This is a genomic window from Paenibacillus algorifonticola, from assembly GCF_050481745.1.
Taxonomy (GTDB): domain Bacteria; phylum Bacillota; class Bacilli; order Paenibacillales; family Paenibacillaceae; genus Pristimantibacillus; species Pristimantibacillus algorifonticola_A.
This window is the reverse complement of sequence record NZ_JBCNGR010000001.1, coordinates 29,827-51,759: the sequence shown is the minus strand read 5'-3', so window position 1 is coordinate 51,759 and position 21,933 is coordinate 29,827. Positions and strand designations below refer to the sequence as shown.

At 46.5% G+C, this 21,933-nt stretch carries 15 protein-coding genes and 2 pseudogenes; 13 read left to right on the top strand and 4 right to left on the bottom strand.

Annotation, left to right across the window (positions count from 1 at the left end; translation table 11 throughout):
* Positions 1 to 245 precede the first annotated feature (245 nt).
* The 6 genes from ABEW34_RS00200 to ABEW34_RS00175 all read left to right on the top strand — a co-directional run bounded on the left by ABEW34_RS00200 (position 246) and on the right by ABEW34_RS00175 (position 8,952).
* On the top strand, positions 246 to 2,021 hold the full coding sequence (locus ABEW34_RS00200; RefSeq protein ID WP_430153769.1) for a sensor histidine kinase: 1,776 nt from the start codon (positions 246 to 248) through the stop codon (positions 2,019 to 2,021).
* Positions 2,014 to 3,168, top strand: coding sequence for a response regulator transcription factor (locus ABEW34_RS00195; RefSeq protein ID WP_430153766.1), 1,155 nt, complete (start codon positions 2,014 to 2,016; stop codon positions 3,166 to 3,168). The genes ABEW34_RS00200 and ABEW34_RS00195 overlap by 8 nt, the downstream gene beginning before the upstream one ends.
* A 139-nt stretch (positions 3,169 to 3,307) precedes the next feature.
* Positions 3,308 to 4,984: an extracellular solute-binding protein gene (locus ABEW34_RS00190; protein ID WP_430153764.1), complete on the top strand. Its 1,677-nt coding sequence runs from the start codon at positions 3,308 to 3,310 to the stop codon at positions 4,982 to 4,984.
* 213 nt (positions 4,985 to 5,197) lie between these two features.
* Complete coding sequence (locus tag ABEW34_RS00185; protein WP_430153762.1) at positions 5,198 to 6,157, top strand: ABC transporter permease; 960 nt, start codon at positions 5,198 to 5,200, stop codon at positions 6,155 to 6,157.
* 32 nt (positions 6,158 to 6,189) lie between these two features.
* Positions 6,190 to 7,077 (top strand): carbohydrate ABC transporter permease, encoded by an 888-nt coding sequence (locus ABEW34_RS00180; RefSeq protein ID WP_430153759.1) that lies wholly within the window; start codon positions 6,190 to 6,192, stop codon positions 7,075 to 7,077.
* Between the two features lie 105 nt (positions 7,078 to 7,182).
* Complete coding sequence (locus ABEW34_RS00175) at positions 7,183 to 8,952, top strand: extracellular solute-binding protein (protein WP_430153756.1); 1,770 nt, start codon at positions 7,183 to 7,185, stop codon at positions 8,950 to 8,952.
* 111 nt (positions 8,953 to 9,063) lie between these two features.
* Here ABEW34_RS00175 and ABEW34_RS00170 read toward each other — a convergent pair whose 3' ends face one another.
* A complete protein-coding gene (locus tag ABEW34_RS00170; RefSeq protein WP_430153753.1) occupies positions 9,064 to 10,554 on the bottom strand; it encodes a glycoside hydrolase family 43 protein in 1,491 nt (496 codons plus the stop codon).
* Between the two features lie 173 nt (positions 10,555 to 10,727).
* On the opposite strand from ABEW34_RS00170, the gene ABEW34_RS00165 reads away from it, so the two are divergent.
* From ABEW34_RS00165 to ABEW34_RS00135, 7 genes and pseudogenes are all read left to right on the top strand, one after another.
* Positions 10,728 to 11,642: an ArsR/SmtB family transcription factor gene (locus ABEW34_RS00165; RefSeq protein ID WP_430153822.1), complete on the top strand. Its 915-nt coding sequence runs from the start codon at positions 10,728 to 10,730 to the stop codon at positions 11,640 to 11,642.
* Positions 11,643 to 11,658: 16 nt separating this feature from the next.
* Positions 11,659 to 12,201, top strand: a pseudogene (locus tag ABEW34_RS00160) (transposase); the annotation flags it as partial.
* Positions 12,202 to 12,577: 376 nt separating this feature from the next.
* Positions 12,578 to 13,252: a response regulator transcription factor gene (locus tag ABEW34_RS00155; RefSeq protein WP_430153750.1), complete on the top strand. Its 675-nt coding sequence runs from the start codon at positions 12,578 to 12,580 to the stop codon at positions 13,250 to 13,252.
* Positions 13,249 to 14,610 carry a sensor histidine kinase gene (locus ABEW34_RS00150; protein WP_430153747.1) on the top strand — a complete coding sequence of 454 codons (1,362 nt, stop codon included), beginning with the start codon at positions 13,249 to 13,251 and terminating at the stop codon, positions 14,608 to 14,610. The genes ABEW34_RS00155 and ABEW34_RS00150 overlap by 4 nt, the downstream gene beginning before the upstream one ends.
* Before the next feature lie 223 nt (positions 14,611 to 14,833).
* A complete protein-coding gene (locus ABEW34_RS00145) occupies positions 14,834 to 16,933 on the top strand; it encodes a serine hydrolase domain-containing protein (protein ID WP_430153819.1) in 2,100 nt (699 codons plus the stop codon).
* Between the two features lie 57 nt (positions 16,934 to 16,990).
* Positions 16,991 to 17,932, top strand: coding sequence for an alpha/beta fold hydrolase (locus ABEW34_RS00140; protein WP_430153744.1), 942 nt, complete (start codon positions 16,991 to 16,993; stop codon positions 17,930 to 17,932).
* A 303-nt stretch (positions 17,933 to 18,235) separates the two neighbouring features.
* Positions 18,236 to 18,502: pseudogene (locus tag ABEW34_RS00135) on the top strand (integrase core domain-containing protein); the annotation flags it as partial.
* 76 nt (positions 18,503 to 18,578) lie between these two features.
* Here the strand turns inward: ABEW34_RS00135 and ABEW34_RS00130 are convergent.
* From ABEW34_RS00130 to ABEW34_RS00120, 3 genes are all read right to left on the bottom strand, one after another.
* Positions 18,579 to 19,859, bottom strand: coding sequence for a glycoside hydrolase family 27 protein (locus tag ABEW34_RS00130; protein WP_430153741.1), 1,281 nt, complete (start codon positions 19,857 to 19,859; stop codon positions 18,579 to 18,581).
* Between the two features lie 108 nt (positions 19,860 to 19,967).
* A complete protein-coding gene (locus ABEW34_RS00125) occupies positions 19,968 to 20,849 on the bottom strand; it encodes a helix-turn-helix domain-containing protein (protein WP_430153738.1) in 882 nt (293 codons plus the stop codon).
* A 107-nt stretch (positions 20,850 to 20,956) separates the two neighbouring features.
* Positions 20,957 to 21,898 carry a helix-turn-helix domain-containing protein gene (locus ABEW34_RS00120; RefSeq protein ID WP_430153735.1) on the bottom strand — a complete coding sequence of 314 codons (942 nt, stop codon included), beginning with the start codon at positions 21,896 to 21,898 and terminating at the stop codon, positions 20,957 to 20,959.
* Between the last annotated feature and the right edge of the window lie 35 nt (positions 21,899 to 21,933).

The following is a 21,933-nucleotide window of genomic DNA, read 5'->3' as shown; positions in this document are numbered from 1 at the left end:
GATTTCGCCCCTTTACGCCATTCTTTTGGAGATGCTCCCATAAGCTTGGAGAAGCCGCGATTAAAGCTGGAAATGGAATGAAAGCCGACCTGCTCGGAGAGCGAAATGAGAATGGTTAACTTAGGGGCAGCTTTTTTTGTTTTTTGAACGAATGTTTATAAGAATTCAGCTTCATTTCATAGGAACGCTTCCAGGTATGGCCCTTTAATTTGTCGAATGAGAGGTGCGATAATAGGAGGAGGTAAATGTGGCAAGAAGGGGGCATGTCCGTGGGAGGAACGTTTAAGCTGCTTGTGAATTATATTCAGCAGGCGACGATGAAGAAGAGGATTATGTTTATTTTTGCAAGCGGCACCCTGGTACCTTTTATTTGTGTCGCGCTGCTGTCTTACCATACGATGTCTTCTATTCTGTCGGGCAATTTGGAGAGCAGTGTGCGCAGTAATCTGAAGCAGGCAGAGCTCTCTTTGGAAAAAACGATCAGCAACTTGAATCACGTCTCTCAGCAGCTTGCGCTGCAGGGCAGTATCGGCAAAAAAGTAGATGCGCTCCTCTCCTCCGATAATCAATATGAAAGAGCTGTGCTGACGGAGGAAATTAATACGGAGATTAATCTGATCTCTTTTACAAACCCGACGATTGGCCTCATGATGTACTATTCCCAAGCTAAAGGCTCCTATATGTTCAACAGTAATATCGTAAAAGAGGATTATGAAATAAATGGCTTGCCACTGCTTGCCGAGTACTTTAGAATTTCTTATTTCGGGCCTCATATCAGCAATGAGCGCTATAATGACGAATATGTGATCTCGGCGCTCCGCAAGGTGGATTTGCCCGGAGATCCTGATGATATGTATGTGTACGTCGAGTCAGGCTTCAAGATGACCCCGTCTATTTTTGAAAATAAACTGGAGGATGCCTCCTATTATCTGATTTTAGATAACGACAAGCGGATTGCGTACAGCGATGTGCCTGCTGACTTTGCTATGAACCATTACTTTAATGACAGCAGGGGCATTAACGGGGCCGGTCTGCTGAACGGATATTATTGGTTTGAAAGCACCAGCAATCAGGGGTGGAGCGTAGTATCGCTCATTCCAAAAGACGAATATAACAAGGAGAAAAATCGCTGGGTCATCCAAATGATCTATTTGTTCTTATTGTTTCTTGTCGTCAGCTTGCTGATTGCCTGGTTTCTGTGGAAGATGGTATATATTCCGCTGCAGCAGTTCAATCTTCAAATTAAATCCATAACGCAGCGGAATACGGCTGTTGCCGAAGTACCGCGTATCAAAATTCCGGAGTTTGATTTTCTGCTTAAGCAGCTGCAAAATATGAAAAACCAGATTTCCGAGCTGATTCAGGAGGTGGAGGTCAAAGAGAAAGGGAGAGCTGACCTTGAGGTGGAGAAGCTGCTGTACCAGATCAACCCGCATTTTCTGATGAATACGCTGGATACGGTTCACTGGCTGGCCGTAATGAACGGACAGAAGGACATTGATAGGCTGGTGGTCTCACTCAATAAGCTGCTGTATTACAATCTGGGCAAAAGAGGACAAGTCTCCAATATCCGAGAAGAGATCGACTCCATCAGGCAATACTTAACACTCCAGCAGATCCGGTATGATTTCGCCTTTGATGTGCGGATCCATGTGGATGACGCTGTGCTCGATATAGCGATTCCCCGGTTTATTTTACAGCCAATCCTGGAGAATTCCCTTTACCACGGACTTCATGATGAGGGATATATTCAAGTGGAGGTGGGGAAGGACGAAGGTCATATTATTATAACTGTCTATGATAATGGCGCAGGCATTTCGGAAGAGGAGATCGCGAAGCTGCTCCATCAGAAGCAGATTGAACAGCAGAAGGCCGGGATGGGGATCGGAATGAGCTATGTCAAACGAATGATTGAGAACCAATATGGCGGTATGGCGAGTCTTGAGATTCACAGTGAATTGGGCAAAGGAACGACCGTCTTTCTGAAATTACCGAGCATGGAGGTGCTGCCGAATGATTAAAGTCTTGATCGTGGATGATGACAATCTGGTGCGCAAAGGATTGAGATCGATGCTTCCCTGGAAGGAATACAGTATGGAAGTAGTGGGAGAAGCGAAAAATGGGGAAAAGGCTCTGGAATTTCTCGCTATGCAGACGGTCGATTTATTGCTCACCGATCTGGCGATGCCCGTCATGTCAGGTATGGAGCTGATACGCGCCGTCCGAAAGCAATATCCCCGTATTTCCATAGTTGTGCTGACGCTCCATCAGGACTTTGAATATGTTCAGGACTGCCTAAGACTGGGGGCCATTGATTATATCGCAAAGGTTGAACTGGAAACGGACAGCTATGATGAGGTAATGGGCAGAATCAGAGGACGAATACTGGAAGAGAAGGGGAAGAATGCTGCTCCAGCTATAACCGATAATGATGTGCAGCTAACAAATAACCGCTTCTATGATGCCGTTCCCAGTCAAAAGCCCGATGATGCAGGCCAGGATAAGTCATCGTTGCCCACGTTAGTGAATGAAGACATGCTCGCCGATCTGAGAAGTCACGGACTCGCCTTGGTCTGGGTTCATAAAGCATCCGAGTTTGACAGATTTCTGGAGAATTTGAAAAGGGCGGCTTTGCCGCCTGCAAGACTGACCGCGTTCCTGCATTCATTATTGCTTGGATGGAACCGGATTTACACCTCTGTAACCAAGCAGCAAATCGAGCTGCCAGAAGCCTTCGGCGCATGGTTCGAAGTGGAGGAGTGGCTGCGTAAAGCGAGAGCATCCTTGGCTGCTGCCATTAGCAAGCCCCAATATTCGGAGGAGGTCAAGGAATGCATTGCGAAAGCGGTGCAGGCGATGCACGAGGAAATAGCGGGTCCGGTCATTGCATCCGAGATGGCGATACGAGTGAATATGAGCCGCAGCTATTTCAGCCAGTGCTTTAAGGACATGGTCGGTATGACCTTCAATGAGTATTTGCGTTCTATCCGAATGGACAAGGCTAAGGAATATCTGCAGTATACGCAAAAAAACATGCAATGGATTTCCGAGCATACCGGTTATACGGATCAGAAATACTTCAGCCGGGTGTTTTATGAAAAAACAGGCATGCTTCCCAGTGAGTACCGGCAATCCGCCCAAACCGGGGTACAAATGTCCGATGTATAGGGGGACAAATGTCTACTAATGCGGCTCTAACTTCCTCCATATCTCTACCCAAACTGAAAGCCGCTTTCTGCCGCGAAGGCGGTTTCTATCCTGTATACTCAGGTAACAAGGCAATCTTACTGAAGGAAGGGAAGGTAAGATGAACAGAAGACATAGGATGATTGCTTTGATCGTCATCATATTGTTTATAAGCGCGTGCAGCAGCTCCAAGAGCTCCAATCCAGACATCGATCCAAATGCCAGGCTGCTTCCTGATTCATCCGGAAAATATGAGAGCCCTGTCACCATTAGCATTGGTACGATTGTCGAGTCTACGAAGTCACTGCTCGAGGGCGAAACCCTTGTCGATAATCAATATACCCGAAATATCAAAAATAAATTGAATATTATCGTCGACTATTATTTCAAAGCGTCTCCGGCGAGTTATAACCAGAAGGTAAGCTTGGCTATTGCCAGTGGTGATTTGCCGGATGCGATGGTAGTAGGTCCTGTTGAGTTAAAAGAAATGATTGAGGCCGATCAGCTCATGGATCTGACCGAAGTGTACCATACGTATGCTTCTCCGGTCATTAAGAGGATTGTGGACAGCACAGATGGAGAAGCGCTTAACAGCGTAACGTTTAACGGGAAAATTCTCGCCCTCCCCAATGTACAGCTGCGTGCGGATGGCGTCCATCTCTTATGGATTCGCAAGGATTGGCTGGACAAGCTGCATATGGAGCCGCCTCAAACGATGGAAGAGCTGGAAGCGGCTGCGCAAGCCTTTGTGCAGATGGATCCGGACGGCAACAACAAGCGGGATACGATCGGATTGGCTGGACCAAGCTTGACGGGCAGGCTGTATGCAAATTTTCTTCATTCAACCAACAATTTATATGGCTTTGACGGAATCTTTGCCGCCTATAATGCCTACCCGGGCTATTGGCTGGAGGATAGCGGCAAGGTGGTATATGGCTCAGTCCAGCCGGAAACCAAGGAAGTTTTGGGGAAATTAAGAGAAATGTATTTGGCAGGACTCATTGATCCTGAAATGGGGGTGCGGGAAGATCCGGGTGAATCCATTGTGAGCGGAAAGACAGGGATGTTCTTCGCGCCGTGGTGGGCACCTTACGGACCTATAGACGACGCAGTCAGGAGCAATCCCGAGGCCAATTGGCAGGCCTATGCGCTCCCGCTGAACCGGAATGGCGAATATCGTCCTCATATGAGTACATTCACAAGTCAATTTGTCGTGGTCCGTAAAGGGTATGAGCATCCGGAAGCCGCTATGTTAATCCTTAACAATCTCGTTCTTGGGGAAAGCGAGGGAACCTTTACAACCGAAAGGGGCCCCACCGAATATCCACTGCGATTAACTTATGCACCAACCGATGAGACCGAATATGAAGTGAAGGCGCTGCGGCAGGTGCTGGCGGGAAATAGCACCGCTGAAGATTTCCTGGATAAGTCCGAATACAAAATGCTGCTATCGGATATCCGGAATATTGGCCCAGTCAAGCTGGGGCCTTATGACAAATACGATATCAAGTATTGGGCTCCTGATAAAAACAGGGCGATGTGGATACGCGCGTACTCCTTATTAGTGGGCGGTTCGCCGCTGGTAGACAACGAGATTAATGGCATATTCAGCGCCACTTATACCCAAACCAAAACGATGGAAAGCAGGTGGACAAAGCTTCAGCGGCTTGAAGAGGAGACCTTTCTGAAGATTATTCTCGGCGCAGCGCCGCTGGATACCTTTGATCAGTTTACTGAGGAATGGAGCAAGCAAGGCGGGGAACAGATTACTCGGGAAGTAAATGAAGTGAAGCGATAGGCTCAGCATAAATGTTCCCAGCATGGCGCTGGAGCAGCTTCCAGCGCCATAAATTGTTTTGAATAGCAGGAATAAAATAATGCTGGAACCGAGACTGCGTGGTACTGCTTAGTATTGCTTGGTATTAGGGCCCGGACGCGGCTTTGCACGCACTTTTATTGTTAATATTTAACTAAATAGTATATAAATTGAATGATAAAGTGGAGGAGAACGATGGACATCAATACGGCAAGTAAAACCATGGTGGGTGCAAAATCCCCCAAACGATTCCAAAGCAAAGACAAGTACTATTTATTTCTAATGGCATTGCCATTTCTGGTTCTGGCTTTTTTATTCTCGTACCTGCCGCTTTACGGATGGATCTATGCCTTCTATGACTATCGGCCTGGCATTCCGCTCTCTGCTTCCGAATTCATGGGCTTTGACTGGTTCACTTCGATGATATCCAATGACATTCAGCGTCAGGAAGTTCTGAGAGTGCTGCGCAACACCTTCGCCATCAGCTCTTTAAATATTGCGACTTCCGTTTTGCCGGTCATCTTCGCAGTCTTTCTAGTTGAACTTAGAAGCACTAGATTCAAGAAAATGGTACAAACGCTTACAACACTGCCGAACTTCATCAGCTGGGTACTCGTTTATTCCTTTGCCTTTATGCTGTTCTCGGTAGATAACGGGTTCCTGAATAACCTGCTGCTGGATTTGGGATGGATCTCCAGACCGCTGAATATTCTCGCCTCCGACGATCATACCTGGATGGCGATGACCTTGTGGAGTGTATGGAAAGGATTAGGCTGGGGCGCGATTATGTATATTGCCGCTATTACAGGCATTGATCAGGAGATCTATGAGGCAGCAAGGGTCGACGGCGCCGGACGCTTCCGGTTGATGTGGCATGTAACTGTACCGGGCATTATGCCTACCTTCTTCGTGCTGCTTCTGCTCTCGATCGGTAATTTCATTAATAATGGGATGGAGCAGTTCTATGTGTTCCAGAATGCGATGAATACGAATCATATCGAGGTTCTGGATCTGTATGTGTACAACATCGGCATGACGAACTCGAACTTCGGTTTCGCAACAGCTGTAAGCATGCTGAAATCACTGGTCAGTCTATTTCTGCTGTTCGTAGCGAATAGCATGTCCAAAATCATCCGCGGTGACAGCATCTTTTAATCTAACAGACAGAAAAGGAGAGACGCGACATCATGCCTGCCAAAGAGAAATTTACGTTGTTCCATTTCATTAACTATGCCGTGTTTGCGATCATCACGCTCATTTGTGTATTCCCATTCTATTATTTGTTCATTAATACAATCAGCAATAATGATCTCAGCAGCAGAGGGCTGATCATGTTCTATCCCAAAGACCTTCATTTTACCAACTACATGGATGTTTTTAAAATTCCCGGTCTAGGACAGGCAGCGCTTATGTCGGTCGGGCGTACGGTGATTGGCACCATTTTGACGGTTGCCGCCTCCGCCTTTCTGGGATACTTGTTCACTAAGCAGATGTGGGGACGCAAATTCTGGTACCGCTATCTGGTCATTACAATGTATTTTAACGCCGGTTTGATTCCGTGGTATTTAACGATGCTGAATCTGGGGCTGACCAATAATTTTGCCGCTTACGTATTGCCGTTCATCGTCCAGCCGTTCTTTATCATTCTTGTAAAAACCTTTGTGGAGTCTACGCCGCTCGCCCTGCAGGAGTCAGCACAAATAGACGGAGCCGGTTATTTCAAGGTGTTCACAAGTATTATTTTGCCACTGATTACGCCGATTCTGGCAACCATTGCAATCTTCTCGTCGGTCACCCAGTGGAACAGCTTCACGGATACCCTATTTCTGGTCACAGATCAGAAGATGTTCACGCTTCAGTTCATTCTGTACCGCTACATGAATGAAGCGACTTCCATTGCTCAACTGATGAAGCAATCTACGGGCGCGATGGATCTGAATCTGGCTAATATGGCAACGCCGACCTCCATCCGTACAACCGTGTCCATGGTCGTTGTACTGCCGATTCTGCTCGTGTACCCATTCTTCCAGCGATTCTTCGTCAAAGGTATTATGATTGGCGCAGTCAAAGGTTAAACGGCCGATATTAATGGCTTGAAGGAGGTGAATTTCTTCTACTGAACGTCTGTTTTATGCAAGAAAGACAGCCAAAGAGTATGAACAGGGGAGGATTTTGGAAATATGAAAAAAAGATGGTATGGTTCTGCGCTGCTCATTCTAATGTGCGCTATGCTCGTGTTTACTTCAGCCTGCAGCAATAATAATGGAGGGAAATCCGCGGATAGCGGTACAAAGGCTCCGTCTGCTTCCGGCAATAATGAAAATCCAGATAGAGAAGAAATTACCATTGATGTGTTCTCCACGCTGGCAAACTATGCCGGGGAGCAGCCCGGATGGTTCGCCAAGCTTGTCAAGGACAAGTTCAATATAAAGCTCAACATCATCGCCTCCAATCTGGCTGGCGGTCAGCAGAAAATCGCGACCATGATGGCCTCCGGCGATCTAGGAGACTTGGTTGTATTCGGATCTAACGGCAAAGACTACCAGGATGCTATAAAAGCGGGTCTCCTGCTGGACTTTACCAAGGACGATCTGCTCAATAAATATGGTCAGGGCTTGCTGGCCAATGCTCCGGAAGCCATTGAAGCGAGCAAGAAGCAATTTGGCGGCGGCACGGCGGTATACGGGGTAGGCTTTGACGTGGGAGTCGGTGAAGGTCCTTCTGAAGGAGCAACGATGACTTTCGGACCGAATCTCCGCTGGGACTTGTACCAGCAGCTTGGTAGCCCGGAGATCAAGACGCTGAACGATTACCTGCCACTGCTTAAAAAAATGCAAGAGCTCGAGCCAAAGAGTGAGAACGGCCGTCCGACTTACGGTATCTCGCTCTGGTCCGATTGGGACGGTACCTATATGACTCTGGCCAAAGTCATTGCCCAGTTTCATGGGTATAATGAAGGCGATGGCCTGAATCCAGCAGGGATGATTCTGACACATCAGAATAAAGATGAATGGCAGGGCATCCTCGATGAAGACGGCTATTATCTTCAAGGTCTGAAGTTTTACTACGATGCAAATCAGATGGGACTGCTTGATCCGGATTCCTTAACACAGAAATTCTCGGATGTCTCCAACAAGATTAAAGACGGACAAGTATTCTTTTCACACTTCCCTTGGGTTGATAACGTTTACAACACCCCTGAGCGTACAGCTGTAGGCAAAGGTTTCGCATTAGTGCCTTTTACTGATGAGAAGATCACCTCGTTCGGACAGAGCCCGTACGGCGGCAACCGGGTTTGGGCAATCGGTGCGGACGCCAAAGCTCCCGAGCGCATTATGGAATTCCTGAGCTGGCTGTACTCTCCGGAAGGCGTAATGGAAGCGAACTATGGCCCGAAAGGCTTGACTTGGGATATCGACAGCAGCGGCAAGCCTTTCGTAACCGAATACGGCTGGAAGGCGCTTCCGGCGAATGCCGAGCCGGTACCAGCGGAATATGGCGGCGGCACATTCAAAGACGGTACGAATCAGATTAATAATACGACTCTGAAGATGACGAACATCAACCCGGATACGGGAGAAACGTATGACTACAACCTGTGGCCTTCCACGCTGAATCATGATCCGGACCCGGTTACCAAAAGCTGGCGCGAAGCAACGGGTGTCATGACGGCGAAAGACTATTTTGTGAAAAACAATAGGATTGAAGTGTCGAAGCCGTTCTTTACGACGGAAACCCCGGTCACCGTCCCTGCCCAGCTGCAGCAGAAGATTGACGGAATCGGAAAGATTATTAAGGAATATTCTTGGAAGATGATTTTTGCCAAAAATGATGCCGAATACAATAAGCTCAAGGATGAGATGATTACGAAATCCAAGGGCCTTGGTTATGACGAAGCGGTAGCCTTTGAAGTCGGAAATGCAGAGAAAATGGTATTTCCTTTTAGATAAGAAATCATTTAGTCGTATTCCTGCAAAAAGCCGGTTATTCAGGATGTTCCTGAGTAACCGGCTTTACATTTTTACCATCAGACATTTACTGCAAGTCATGCTTGGAGACCTTTAAAGATATTCACACTTGAAGTTTGAAAATTCAGCCTTAGCTTCTTCTCCGTAAGCATATAAGCCGATAAGGACGCCTGTAAAGCCGCCTGCAACCTCAGAGGATAGGTATCTGGTTTGTGCCGTGCCTAAGAGAGTCTCCTTGCCTTTGGCTTGTATGAGGAAGCTATAGCGCTCATGGCTTGCCTGTATGATCAGAGTAGCATGGTTGTCGCTTCCCAAATCTATTGCATGTTCAATGGATTTAACATCTCCGACATTCAAGCGCTCAATAACCTGATATCCAGTCTCAGCTTTGCGTATAGCCAAATCATAATGATGATTCTCATCCATATACAGGGTAATGCCGGCTTCGCCGTGGGCGAGACTGACATCGCATGAAATGACGGCGTTGAAGTCTCTTTGCCGGAGCCCGATAAAGGTCGGGGATGCTGGAACATCCAGCGTCACTGCCGTCCCTTTAAGCGTTAACTTATCGGATTCTAGGAGGTAATTCTCTGCAACAGGATGGCGAAGGTAACACCAATCCAAACTCCAATCCGTGTTCTCGAAGGTAAACAGCTTTTTCTCCTGCTGGATAACAGACGCCGTGCCCCCATCGGTATCAAAACTCGTTAGCGTCGTACCGTTATGCCCTGCTGTAAACCAGCCATCCTCTCCGAAGGCAACTGGTGTAAGGAAAACCTCGCGTCCGAGATGATGGTAGGTAAGCCATCGCCCGATTTGACGGAAGCCTAGATGGAGCATCCACCAATTACCATCGTTATCCTGAACCAGATCGCCATGGCCAACCCCCTGCAGCTCATAGCCGCCCAAATTGCGGTTGGTCAGCACGGGATTATTCGGATAAGCTTCGAATGGTCCGGAAATAGCTTCTCCCCTTGCATAGATGACCATATGGCCATATTCCGTTCCGCCTTCAGCCGCCATCAGGTAATATCGGCCATTGATTTTATAGAGATGCGGGCTTTCCAAATAGCGTCCGCCTGTTCCCTGCCAAATCGAACGGCTTGGCGACAATTTACTGCCCGTTACAATGTCAATTTCACATTGCACAATGCCGCCTATCCCGTTATCATCTTTCCCGTTGCTCATAAAGAAGGCTTTTCCAGCTTCAAAATACAAATCGGGATCGATTCCCCCCTGCTCCACATAGATGGGCTCCGACCACTCGCCGTAAATATCGTCGGTCCATACATAGAAATTTTGACGAGTGCTGTCGTTGGTTGTGGTCATGTAGAATCTACCGTTGTTGTAACGTATCGTAGGAGCAAAAACGCCGCCAGAGCTGCCTACCTGTCCGAGCTGAACCTGACTCTCTCTAGTTAGGCAATGACCGATCTGCGTCCAGTTAACCAGATCCTTGCTCTCAAAAATCGGTACGCCGGGGAAGTACTGAAAGGAGCTGCATACCAGATAATAGGTGTCTTCTACCTTGCAAACGCTAGGGTCTGGATAAAATCCTTTGACAACCGGATTATTGTATTTCATATATCCTCCTCATTAGTTAATTCACATATATGTGAATTTAAAGTGATAAGCAACTAATAAAATTAAACACTATTATAGAAAACGCTGCAATATATTGGGCTTGAAGGATTCGGTTAAATCTATTAAATTTATATATATATGATTTCAATAAACATGGTCAGGAGATTAGAATGATAATCAAAGCGAACGGGGAAGCGAAGTTCATGCCGTTATATGAGGCGCTAGCCAGTGAGGTGAGATGGGAAATTATGAGTCTCATTGCCAATCGTGAAATGAACGTGAAAGATATTGCGAATCACTTGGAGCTCAGTCCCTCTATCGTCACCATGCACATCCGCAAACTCGAACAAGCTGGGCTCATCGGCAGTCATAGGGTGCGGCTGGGCGGAGGGACGCACAAGATGTGTTTTCTCAAACAGAAAGCCGTCGAGATTGAGCTGCCGTTCGCCAGCCAGTCAGCGAGGGTCAGGGAGCAAAGCATTCCAGTCGGTCATTACACGGCTTTTGAAATCCACCCTACTTGCGGGCTTGGCACGCTGGAGAAGGAGATTGGGATATGGGACGACCCGCGATATTTTCTTGATCCCGAGCGGGTTCATGCCGCCATACTGTGGTTTGGCTGGGGCTATGTTGAATATAAAATGCCAAACTATCTGCTTGCCAATCAAACCGCAGCTGCTATTGAAATATCGATGGAGCTTGCCTCGGAGGCGCCAGGCTTAAGGGATCATTGGCCTTCGGATATTGTATTCACGTTCAACGGCATCTCCTTAGGCACCTGGACTAGCCCGGCTGACTTTGGAAGAGCGGCGAGGGGAAGGCTTACACCTGAATGGTGGCATCGAAATGTGAATCAATATGGGCTGCTCAAGACGATTCGAATCGACAAAGCGGGCACATTTATAGATGAGGAGCGTATGTCGGATGTGACCCTCTCGGATCTTAAGCTGCAGGAGCCGTTCTGGACGCTTCGCTTCGCCGTTGATGAGCATGCTGTTCATGTAGGAGGCCTGACGCTCTATGGCTCGGGATTTGGCAATCACGATCAGAATATTGTCATCCGCGTTCAACTGAACGAAGAGGATTAAATCGAGTATCTGAGATATAGCAGTCCCTAAAGATAAAATGCTACGTCAAATGAATAACCTTGTTGATTTTTCTTTTGTCCAAGAAGAGTTACAGAATAAATATTGCCTCGATAACGGTCGAAATGCAGTACCTCCCATTCGTATGTTCAAATATTTATTACTAAAATCGATTTTTGATTTATCAGATGTGGATATCGTAGAACGATCCAAATATGACTTGTCCTTTAAATATTTTTTGGATATGGCTCCAGAAGATGGGGTAATCAATCCGAGTTCATTAACAAGGTTTCGGAAACTTCGTTTGAAGGATACTAATCTGCTTGATATGCTCATTCAAAAAACAGTGAAAATCGCATTAGAAAAAGAAATTATAAAAAGTAGCGCCATTAGTGTGGACACGACACACACGAAGGCACGATTCAATCAGAAATCACTCCAAGAGATCTTGATGGAGAAATCCAAATTATTACGAAAAGCAGTTTATCAAAATGATGAAAAAATGAAAGATAAATTTCCAGCAAAAAGAACGACAAACGATTTAACAGAAGAACTGGATTTTTTATATATTGAATCCCATAGAAGTAAGCGCTAGAGAACTTGTAGAAGATGACACGAAATAAGTTAAGAGGATGGCACCGAAGATCAGATGTCGTAATATTCTGGTAAATCACGCCACGGTGAATCTGTACGAGCTACTCAAAGCATGGCATTGAGTAGCTTTTAATTGTCTTTAGGGGCTTCTGGTTTCACATAAGTGACCGACACACTGCCGTGGATGCGATCTGGGCTGCGACTGGGCAGGCCAAAAACAACTTAATGGGATCATTTCTCACATCAACACTGTTGCATGATTTCAGCCAAAGAGTTAGCATAATTTAGACATTCTTCGCTCTTGCACAACCGAAGAATTATTCTTTTTTAGGAGAGTGGAATCGATGCCTACGATATTGGTTGCTGACGACGATGCGAACATTCGCAAACTCGTCTGTTTATTTTTGCGCAACGACGGATTTGCAACTATCAATGCTGCAGACGGAAAGGAAGCACTGGACATCTATACCTCCACGCCAGTTGATTTGGTCATTCTTGATATTATGATGCCGGTCATGGACGGTTGGGCATTATGCGAGGAACTTCGAAGAGCCAATCCTGATCTTCCGTTATTAATGTTGACGGCAAGAAGCGAAACCTGGGAGAAAGTACAAGCATTCCAACTCGGGACAGATGACTATTTGACGAAGCCATTCGATCCGCTTGAGTTGATGGCTCGCGTCAAGGCACTGTTGAAAAGATATCGTATAGGTTTAACGCAGACCATCCAGTTAGGCAACGTCATTCTGAACCGGCAGACTTATAAGGTCATGAGAGGTACAGAATCGTTCACCTTGCCGCTTAAGGAGTTCGAATTATTGTATAAACTTGCTGGATTACCGGGACAAGTCTATACGCGGGAGCAATTAATCGATCAAGTTTGGGGGATTAATTATACTGGCGATGATCGAACGATAGACGTGCATATTAAACGCCTACGCGAACGTTTCGCGGCTATCTCCGATTTTCGTATCGAAACGGTGCGCGGACTTGGCTACCGGCTTGAGGTGCAGGAGTGATCGGTTCCTTATATACACGCGTAGTCCTGACCTTTCTGTTCTCCGTGATCGGGGGTACAATCATTGCTTTTTTTGCTGCAACCTGGATATTTCAAGATAAATTAAACGAAAACCTGCAAATCACCTTGCTTGACTTTGGTCAGGATATCGTCCGCATCTACGAGACATTGCCGTTACATGAAGCAGAATTGTTTATAAGTGAAATGAAGCAACTCAATTCTTACCACATTCGAATCTATAAAGCAACGGATCAATTCCAATCCTACGGAGAACTTAAAGGACAACATCCTTTCCCAGTGACTACGGAACAAGTGAAGAAAGTGCTGGATGGGGGAAGGGTCCAAGTCAACGGGATCGATACGATTTTCTTGGGATTGCCGATAAAAACTGAAATGGGAAGCAGAGCAATGTTTGTAGAGCCCCTCACTTCCTCTTCCACCTTATTTCTCATCAAGTTTGTTGTAACTTTTGTGATTTGTTCGTTAATAGCAGGCAGCTTATTGATCCTAATTGCGGCTATGTTTTTGGTGAGACCGATCAAAAAGCTGACAGAAGCGACCCGGCTTATAGCTGCTGGAGATTTCAACGTCAAGCTTAATATTAAACAAAAGGGTGAGATAGGTACTTTGGCTCGCAGCTTCGAAGAAATGATGCACGATCTACAGCAGCTTGAGCAGATGCGCAGGGAATTCGTAGCAAACGTGTCCCATGAAGTTCAGTCTCCGCTCACTTCCATTTCCGGTTTTGCTATAGCGCTCAAGCAGGTAGACCTCCCGGATGACGAACGAAGCGATTATCTCGATATTATCATTACTGAAACTGCACGAATGTCCAAAATAAGTGATAGTCTGCTAAAGCTGAGTTTGCTTGAATCTCAGTCATTGCAAATGCGGCTCGCCACGCTCAGTCTGGATGAACAGATCAGACGAGTAATCGTCGCTATTCAACCCCAATGGTCAGCCCGCAATATTCAATTCGATCTTGATTTGCAGCCCACCAAAATCACGGCCGATCATGACCAGTTAAATCAGGTGTGGATCAATATCCTCGGCAATGGTATCAAATTTTCCAAAGATGGTGCCCGAATTAGCGTCAGGATGAAACAGAATATCAAGAACGTGACAGTCCGCATATCCGATTCGGGTATTGGTATTCTCCCGGAAGACCAAAAGCGTATATTTGACCGCTTCTTTAAAGCTGATCGTTCCCACAGCCAGAAATATGAAGGCAGTGGTATGGGGCTGGCTATTGTAAAGCAGATCGTATCGCTTCATCAAGGGGACATCCGGGTGGAGAGCGATTACGGACGAGGAACGACCTTCATAGTCATCTTGCCAATCACAACACCTGCAGGGTGATTGGATTTCATGCCTTCTCTAGGCTACGATACCATGTATCAACCTTCTTGCATGTGATGATGCAAACTTTTTTGGCCTGTTCATCCTCCGTTCATATTGTAGTCATTAGGGGGACATCTTGGTTGGTTATACTGTCTTTAGCGCCCCGTCAAGGTGGCCAAACACAATGATGAAGACAGGGGTAGATGCTAGAGTGAAACCAAGAGAGGAAACAAAAATGAAGATGAGTATGAGGACAGCAAGAAAAAGGAATATTATAGCTGCTGTGACTCTCATGCTGACGATACTTGCTCCAATGTCTGCAATGGCTGCACCGGCTGCCATAGATAACAACAGTAGCCTTACTTATGAGACAACGAAGAAAACGTCAATCGAAAAAGCCAAATTACTGACTGAGACTTACGGTACGACGAGTCTGCAATATGCGCTCATTGATGGTGGAGAGATTATGGTGTCCGGTCAAACGGGGAAGAACGATCTAAACGACAAGGTACCTCTTACTACGAACACGATCTATGGCATTGGTTCAACCAGTAAAATGATGGTTACAGCCGCTGTAATGAAGCTGGTTGACGAAGGCAAGATCGATTTGGATGTGCCTGTTATGAAATATATCCCTGACTTTAAAATGAAAGATAGCCGATACAAACAGATTACACCCCGTATGTTGCTGAATCATTCCTCTGGTCTTCTGGGCACCTCAACCAGCAGTGCCACATTGTACGGAGATAATGACACGTATTCACATGATACGTTTCTCGATCAATTGGCGGATCAAAACCTGAAGGCAGATCCCGGTGCATACTCGGTCTACAGCAACGATGGCTTTACGTTAGCCGAGATTCTGGTTGAAAGAGTGAGCGGCCTCGACTATACCGCATTTATACACAAGTATTTCACGGAGCCTTTGGATATGAACCATACCAAAACACCACAGGATGTGGTTAATCCGGCAGAAATGGCGGGAATCTATTCCCCTTTTTATGAGGGACAACTTCCAAAAGAGAATTATAATGTCCTCGGTACTGGAGGTCTGTATTCCACCGCTGAAGATCTGGTGAAATTTTCACGAATCTTCACGGGAGAGGTCAATGGCATTCTTTCCAGTAAGTCTGTAAAAGCTATGGCGCAGGAAGAATATAAAAGAGGCATGTGGCAAGAGGATAGCGATACGCTGATGTCTTACGGGTTGGGGTGGGATAGTGTGAACTTGTTCCCATTCAACGAATACGGCATTCAGGCTGTTATGAAAGTTGGAGCTACGTTATCTTATCAATCTTCACTCGTCATACTTCCGGAATACAACATGGCTGCAGCCGTGATCTCTTCAGGCGGAGCAAGCATAACCAATCAATTCGTTGCGAGTGAGTTATTACTTAGCGCACTTGAAGAAAAGGGCATTATTAAAGAACGGAAACCGGAAAAATCATTTGGTGTACCTGTGAAGGCTGATATGCCTAAAGAAATCTCCAAGTTTGCAGGGATATATGGTGGCAATAATTTAGTTAGGAAGATCAAAATAAATAAGGCTGGACAAATGACGGTCTCCTCTCTCACGGCTCCAAGTAATCCGGTTCAAGAATACACCTATACATCAGATGGTACTTTTGTGAGTGATGATGGTACAGAAAAGTTGAAATTCGTTGTGGAGAAAAATGGGAATACCTACCTGTGGTCTCGATCTTATATCTCCATTCCAGGACTCGGACAGGTGGCTTTCTCAGAATATAATGCGGAGAAGCTCAAAGCCAATACATTACCCAAGGAGATTAACGCTGCATGGGCAAAGCGCGATGGTAAAAAATATTATCTGGTGAATGAGAAATACACATCAATGCTCTATCTTAATGCTACATCGATCCTGCCTATTCATATGAATAAAGAGAATCCAGGGTATATGTCCAATAATAAAATTATTGGAGCCAACGAAGCAGCCAATCAATTGCAGATTCCGGGTACTGCCGGACGAGATACGATGGACATTCATTTCTCCAAAAAGAACGGAGGAGAGTATCTTACATTTTCAGGTTTTGTATACGCCAGTGAGGAAATGGTGAAACCCATCTATTCGGGTAAACAATCCGCAACAACCATTCAAGCAGATGGATATGCCAAATGGTTTTCGGTACCAACGACTGTGAAAGGAAAAGTCATGACAGTGAAAATGCCTGCAAATGGCGCCTTTGCTGTATATGACCAGACGGGTATTTGTATTAATCACACTGTGGTCAGCGGTAAGAATGAGGTTGTCTTACCAGAAAATGGCCGCATTGTATTTGCAGGTGAGGCTGGCTCCAAATTTGAAATTTCATTGAAGAAGTAAAAATAATGAATGTCCAAACAGCTGTACAACAAACAAACTCAACAGGAGACAACCATCATGATGAAAAAAATATTAATCATTTTGCTCAAAATATTCGGAGCCATAGTTATAGTTTTTGCATTAACTATTGCCACTGTTTTTATTATTAATGTATTTAGCAACAAATCGGAGGAAGGGAAAATAAAACCCTATGGCCAGTTTGTAGCGGTTGACGGGAAAAACATGAATGTGTTGATTCAAGGAAAAGGCGATGAAACGGTGGTATTACTTCCTGGATATGGAACGCCAGCCCCGGCCCTTGATTTTAAACCGCTAATCGATGAGCTATCTCCATTTTACAAAGTCGTCGTCATTGAGCCTTTCGGTTATGGATTAAGTGACATAACTGAAAAAGAGCGTACCACTGAAAATATGGTTAGTGAAGTTCATGAAGCTTTACAGCAACTTGATATTCATCGTTACACGCTCATGGGTCACTCTATTTCAGGGATTTACGGACTGGATTATGTGAACAAATATCCAAACGAAGTAAGTGCCTTTGTCGGGATTGAAAGCAGCGTTCCAACGCAAGGCGGTACGGATGATCCATTCCCGACTGAAACGTATAAACTGCTTAAAAAATCAGGGTTCTACCGCTTGTTAATGAAACTGGCCCCTGACCAACTGCTTGCACCCGACGTTGATGATGAAACCAGAGAACAAATTAGAATACTTTCACTCAAAAATACGTTTAATCCGAACAACCTGAATGAAGGCGAAAATTTCGGTCCTAATTTCAAAGCAACTGAGAACCTGTTCTTCCCCAAAGATCTTCCTGTTATTTTCTTTTTACAAGCAAATGATACCGAAACGGAAAATTGGATACCTCTTCATGAGGAGCAAATTAAAAATTCGGTACATGGAAAAGTGATGACATTTGAAGGAGAGCACTATTTGCATTATACCCGATCCAAAGAAATCGCGGAAAATTTCAGAGGATTTATGAATGAAATAAAATAAAAGATATCAATGAGTACCGAAAAAAGACACGTCGTCCATGGATTTGGATAATCTGGTACCCATACACTGGACACTTCAAAAAAAGTGTTTAGCTTATCCAAAACGCGCTAAAACAGGGTCAAGAACGAATGACCCGTTTCTTCTGTAAAATGCTAGGCGTGTCTCGTTCAGGGTACTACAATTACCTTAAAAGCGCTGAGAAACGACTTGCACGCCTCAACACCGCACGCCTGCGAACACGTTACAAAGAGACTTTAAGAGGGGGATTCCAGGTCTCGTCTTGCTAACTGATATTACCTACCTGGCAGCCATTACACGAGCCCCACCTACCAAAAGTTATTGAAAGATAAAGGACTAGGACAATCCATGTCTAGACGAGGGAATTGCTGGGATAACGCCCCACAGGAATCTTTTTTCGGCCATATGAAGGATCACGTGAAGAGCAGGAATTTCAAATCCATGGCTGAATTAGAGTGTGAGATTAAACGTTATATTCATTACTACAACCATTTCAGATACCAGTGGGGATCCGCGTTCGCCCGAACGAAGATGATGAATGCGATAATTTAATGGAGTAAAAAAGAGAAATAAAATGAGATCCAGCTTATGACAGCGGATCTCATTCTGTTGTTTTGTTGTTGAACGCTTAGACGAATCGATAGAGGCGTACGCCGTGTGGAGGCACAGTGGCCTGCAGTGAGCCCACTTGTAACTCGGCTGGCTCTCCGCTCCACAGCTCTGTACCTCCAGAAACGCTGGTCAGGCCGATTTGCTCAATGGCCAGACTCAAGGGCAGCGGGTTATCGCCAACGTTGAATACGGCTGCATATCGGCCGCCGTCGACGTGTTCGGCTGTCCAGACGATAAGATCACCCTGACAGAGCGCTTCCTTGGCATTAAAGCTCTCCCGGTGCATGCGCATAACCTCGCGGTTGGTAAGCAGCGAAAGCGTCCAGTCGTCGTTGTCACGCAGTTCACCGCCGAAGATCAGTGGTGAGCGGAAAATGCTCCAAAGCGACATCATTGTCAGCTGCTCATCGCGCGTGAACCGGGTCCAGCGGTCTGCCCCGCCGCCATCCACCGAGCGGATGCCAATGTGTCCGAGGGGCAGCATGTCACAGTCTGGCCAACTGCCAGCCTCCGGAACGCCTTGCCATTTCCGGCAGCGGTCGAACATATCCAGAAGCAGCGGCCACAGATCCCAGAAGTCGTCTGTTACCCGCCACATGTTGGCATGCTCGGTGAAGAACTCCGCGTATTCCACCGGAGCAGGGCCAGGAGAAAGGCTCAGCACCATAGGCCGGCCGCAGCGCTCAATCGCCTTGGAGATTAGAGCTATCTCAGGCTGGTGGGTGTCATATAGTCTGGAAGCAGCGATATCGTCTACCTTTATGAGGTCGACACCCCACTCTGCATACAATTGAAAGAGAGAATCGTAGTAGGCCTGAGCCCCTTCCTTAGACGCATCTACGCCGTACATATCCGTATTCCATGGACAGATGGAGTTCGTATGCGCAATATCGCGAGCTGTCGCAGCTGTGCCTAGGATAGGGGCTGCAGCGTGAGCGGCTTGCCGCGGAATGCCGCGCATAATATGAATGCCGAATTGCAGTCCAAGACTATGAACATAATCGGCTAAGGGCTTGAAGCCCTGACCGCCCGCTGCGGAAGGGAAACGGTTCTCGGCAGGCATCAGCCGGGAATGCTCATCCATCACCAGCGGAACGAATGGACGGTATTGTGAGGAATTCGCAAAGGGCTCGTACCATTGAATATCGACGGTAATGTAGCTCCAGCCGAAGTCTTTGAGATGCTCTGCCATATACTCCGCATTGCCGCGGATTTCGTCTTCTGTTACGGCAGCGCCGTAGCAATCCCAGCTGTTCCAGCCAAGCGGCGGAGTTGGTGCTATATGCTTATGATTCATGGTAAGGCTCCTTTACTAATTAATTATTGCTCTTTATAAATCCATCATAATAAAGGAGATTGGCGATATCTATAGTAATCTTGCAAGCTCGATAGCACTATATTGCGGTTAATCGAAAAACAGCCTTTGGTAGCTTAGGCTTTCGCTTCCGCTCCGAAATTCTCCCGGTGTAAGCCCAGTCAGGCTGCGGAACGCCTTAATGAAATAGCTCCCGCTGGAGTAGCCAATCCGTTCGGCGATCGCTTCAATGCTCAGGCTGGTTCCCCGCAGGAGCTCCATCGCCTTCTCCGTACGCACGCGGGTCAAATAAGCGCCGGGTGTCAGGCCCGTACTAGCCGAGAAGCGGCGGATCAGATGATATTTGGATAGGGAGACATGCTCGGAAAGCTGATCCATACTGACCATCCGGGAATAGTTATGCTCGATAAATTCGGCTGCAAGCCTTATATTCATTGACCAGTTTGCCCTGTCCCGCAGCGTGGTTACCTGCATTCTGGCGAGCTCTGTCACGAACTGATAGACACAGGACGAAGCAATCAGCGGATCTGTGATTCTTCCTGCTCCCGCATCAGCGACAATCATCCGCGACAGCCGGACTGGCGCACAGTCTGCGGGCAATTGGGGGACTTCCCCTGCAGCACGCAGGAATTTGCGCCAATGGGGCAAAATCAGGTTGGGCCGGAACAGTAGAAACAGGAATTGCCAAGGCTCTTTCGAATCCGGATGGTAGTAATAACGGTGAGGTCCGGGAATTTCAGCGAGAAAAGCTTGCCTCGCAGTAACCCGGTAAGTCCGGTTTTCCGACTCAAACACGCCTTCACCAGAGATGGTGTATTGGAACAACAGAAGAGGACCATCATTCCGCTCCATGCCGTCCCAGCAGTAAGCGGGATCGGTGATAGCGTCATATCCGGCTGCATATAATACGCACAATTGCAGCTCTTTATCTTCGGCAAACCGAAAGCCGTAGGTGCCTCTGGGAATATCCATAAATGTCCTCCTTATTGTGAAGATGCTGCTTGTCCTTCTCCTTGTCCGCCAGCAGTCCATCGATTATGACTACATGTTGCCTGGGTCCCGACCGTGATTCCCCGCCCTTAAACCCATCCCGTAAACTCCAAAATCGACGCCTTTGCCGATTGTGCTTCGGATTTAGCCTCTTTGCGCCATTCTTTTGGGGATACTCCCATAAGCTTGGAGAAGCTGCGATTAAAGCTGGAAATGGAATGAAAGCCGACCTGCTCGGAAATCGAGAGAATGGAACCGTCAGAGCTTTTCAGCTGCTTGCAGGCCTCCTCGATTCGGGTGCTGTTCAGAAAATCCAGTGGGGCGCTGCCCATCATTTCATGAAATTTTCTGCGGAAATGGGTGGTGCTTAAGTGGCATAGCCCGGCTAGAAAATCGATGGTAATAGGGGTCATATAGTTAGTCGTTATATATTCCAGTGCTGGAGAGATGACAAAATCGCTCTTCAAAATATGCTCCGCTTCTTGTTCTGGCAGCATTTCATTCGTGGAATGAATTCTAATGAGCTCTATGTAGAGGGATAACAGCAAGCCGTAGGCGCTTTCCTGATAATAGGGCTTCTGCTGCTTCAGTTCCTCTACAATTGACGTAGCAAGGGAATAAACCTTGGGATAGTGCTCCTTATTTAAAATACAGTTCTTTCCCTGCATCCTCCACAGGTTAGGCTCAAAGCTGGTGTAAGCGCTTTTAAAGGAAGACTGAAATAGATCCTCAGGTGAAAAAAAGAGATAGGACCACAGGCTGGCTGTACAAGGCGAGCTATACGTCGTGTGGGGAAGATATCTGGGAAGGAAGGTCACATCGCCTGCCTTGAAAGGGACCGTTTCTCCTTTAATTTCCATGCTGCCGCTATCTGAATAGCAGATGCCGATTTCCAAATGGTTGTGGAAATGAAGATGCTCGCTTTTGATATCCGAAATCCGCCAGCGTTCCCCGCTTAACAGTAGGACAGGGAAGCTTATAGGCAAGCTGTAGTGGCGGTATTCGATAATGGGCTTCTTTTTTCTAGGCATCTTCTACACCCCCGTTTCCATTACGTTAATTTGAG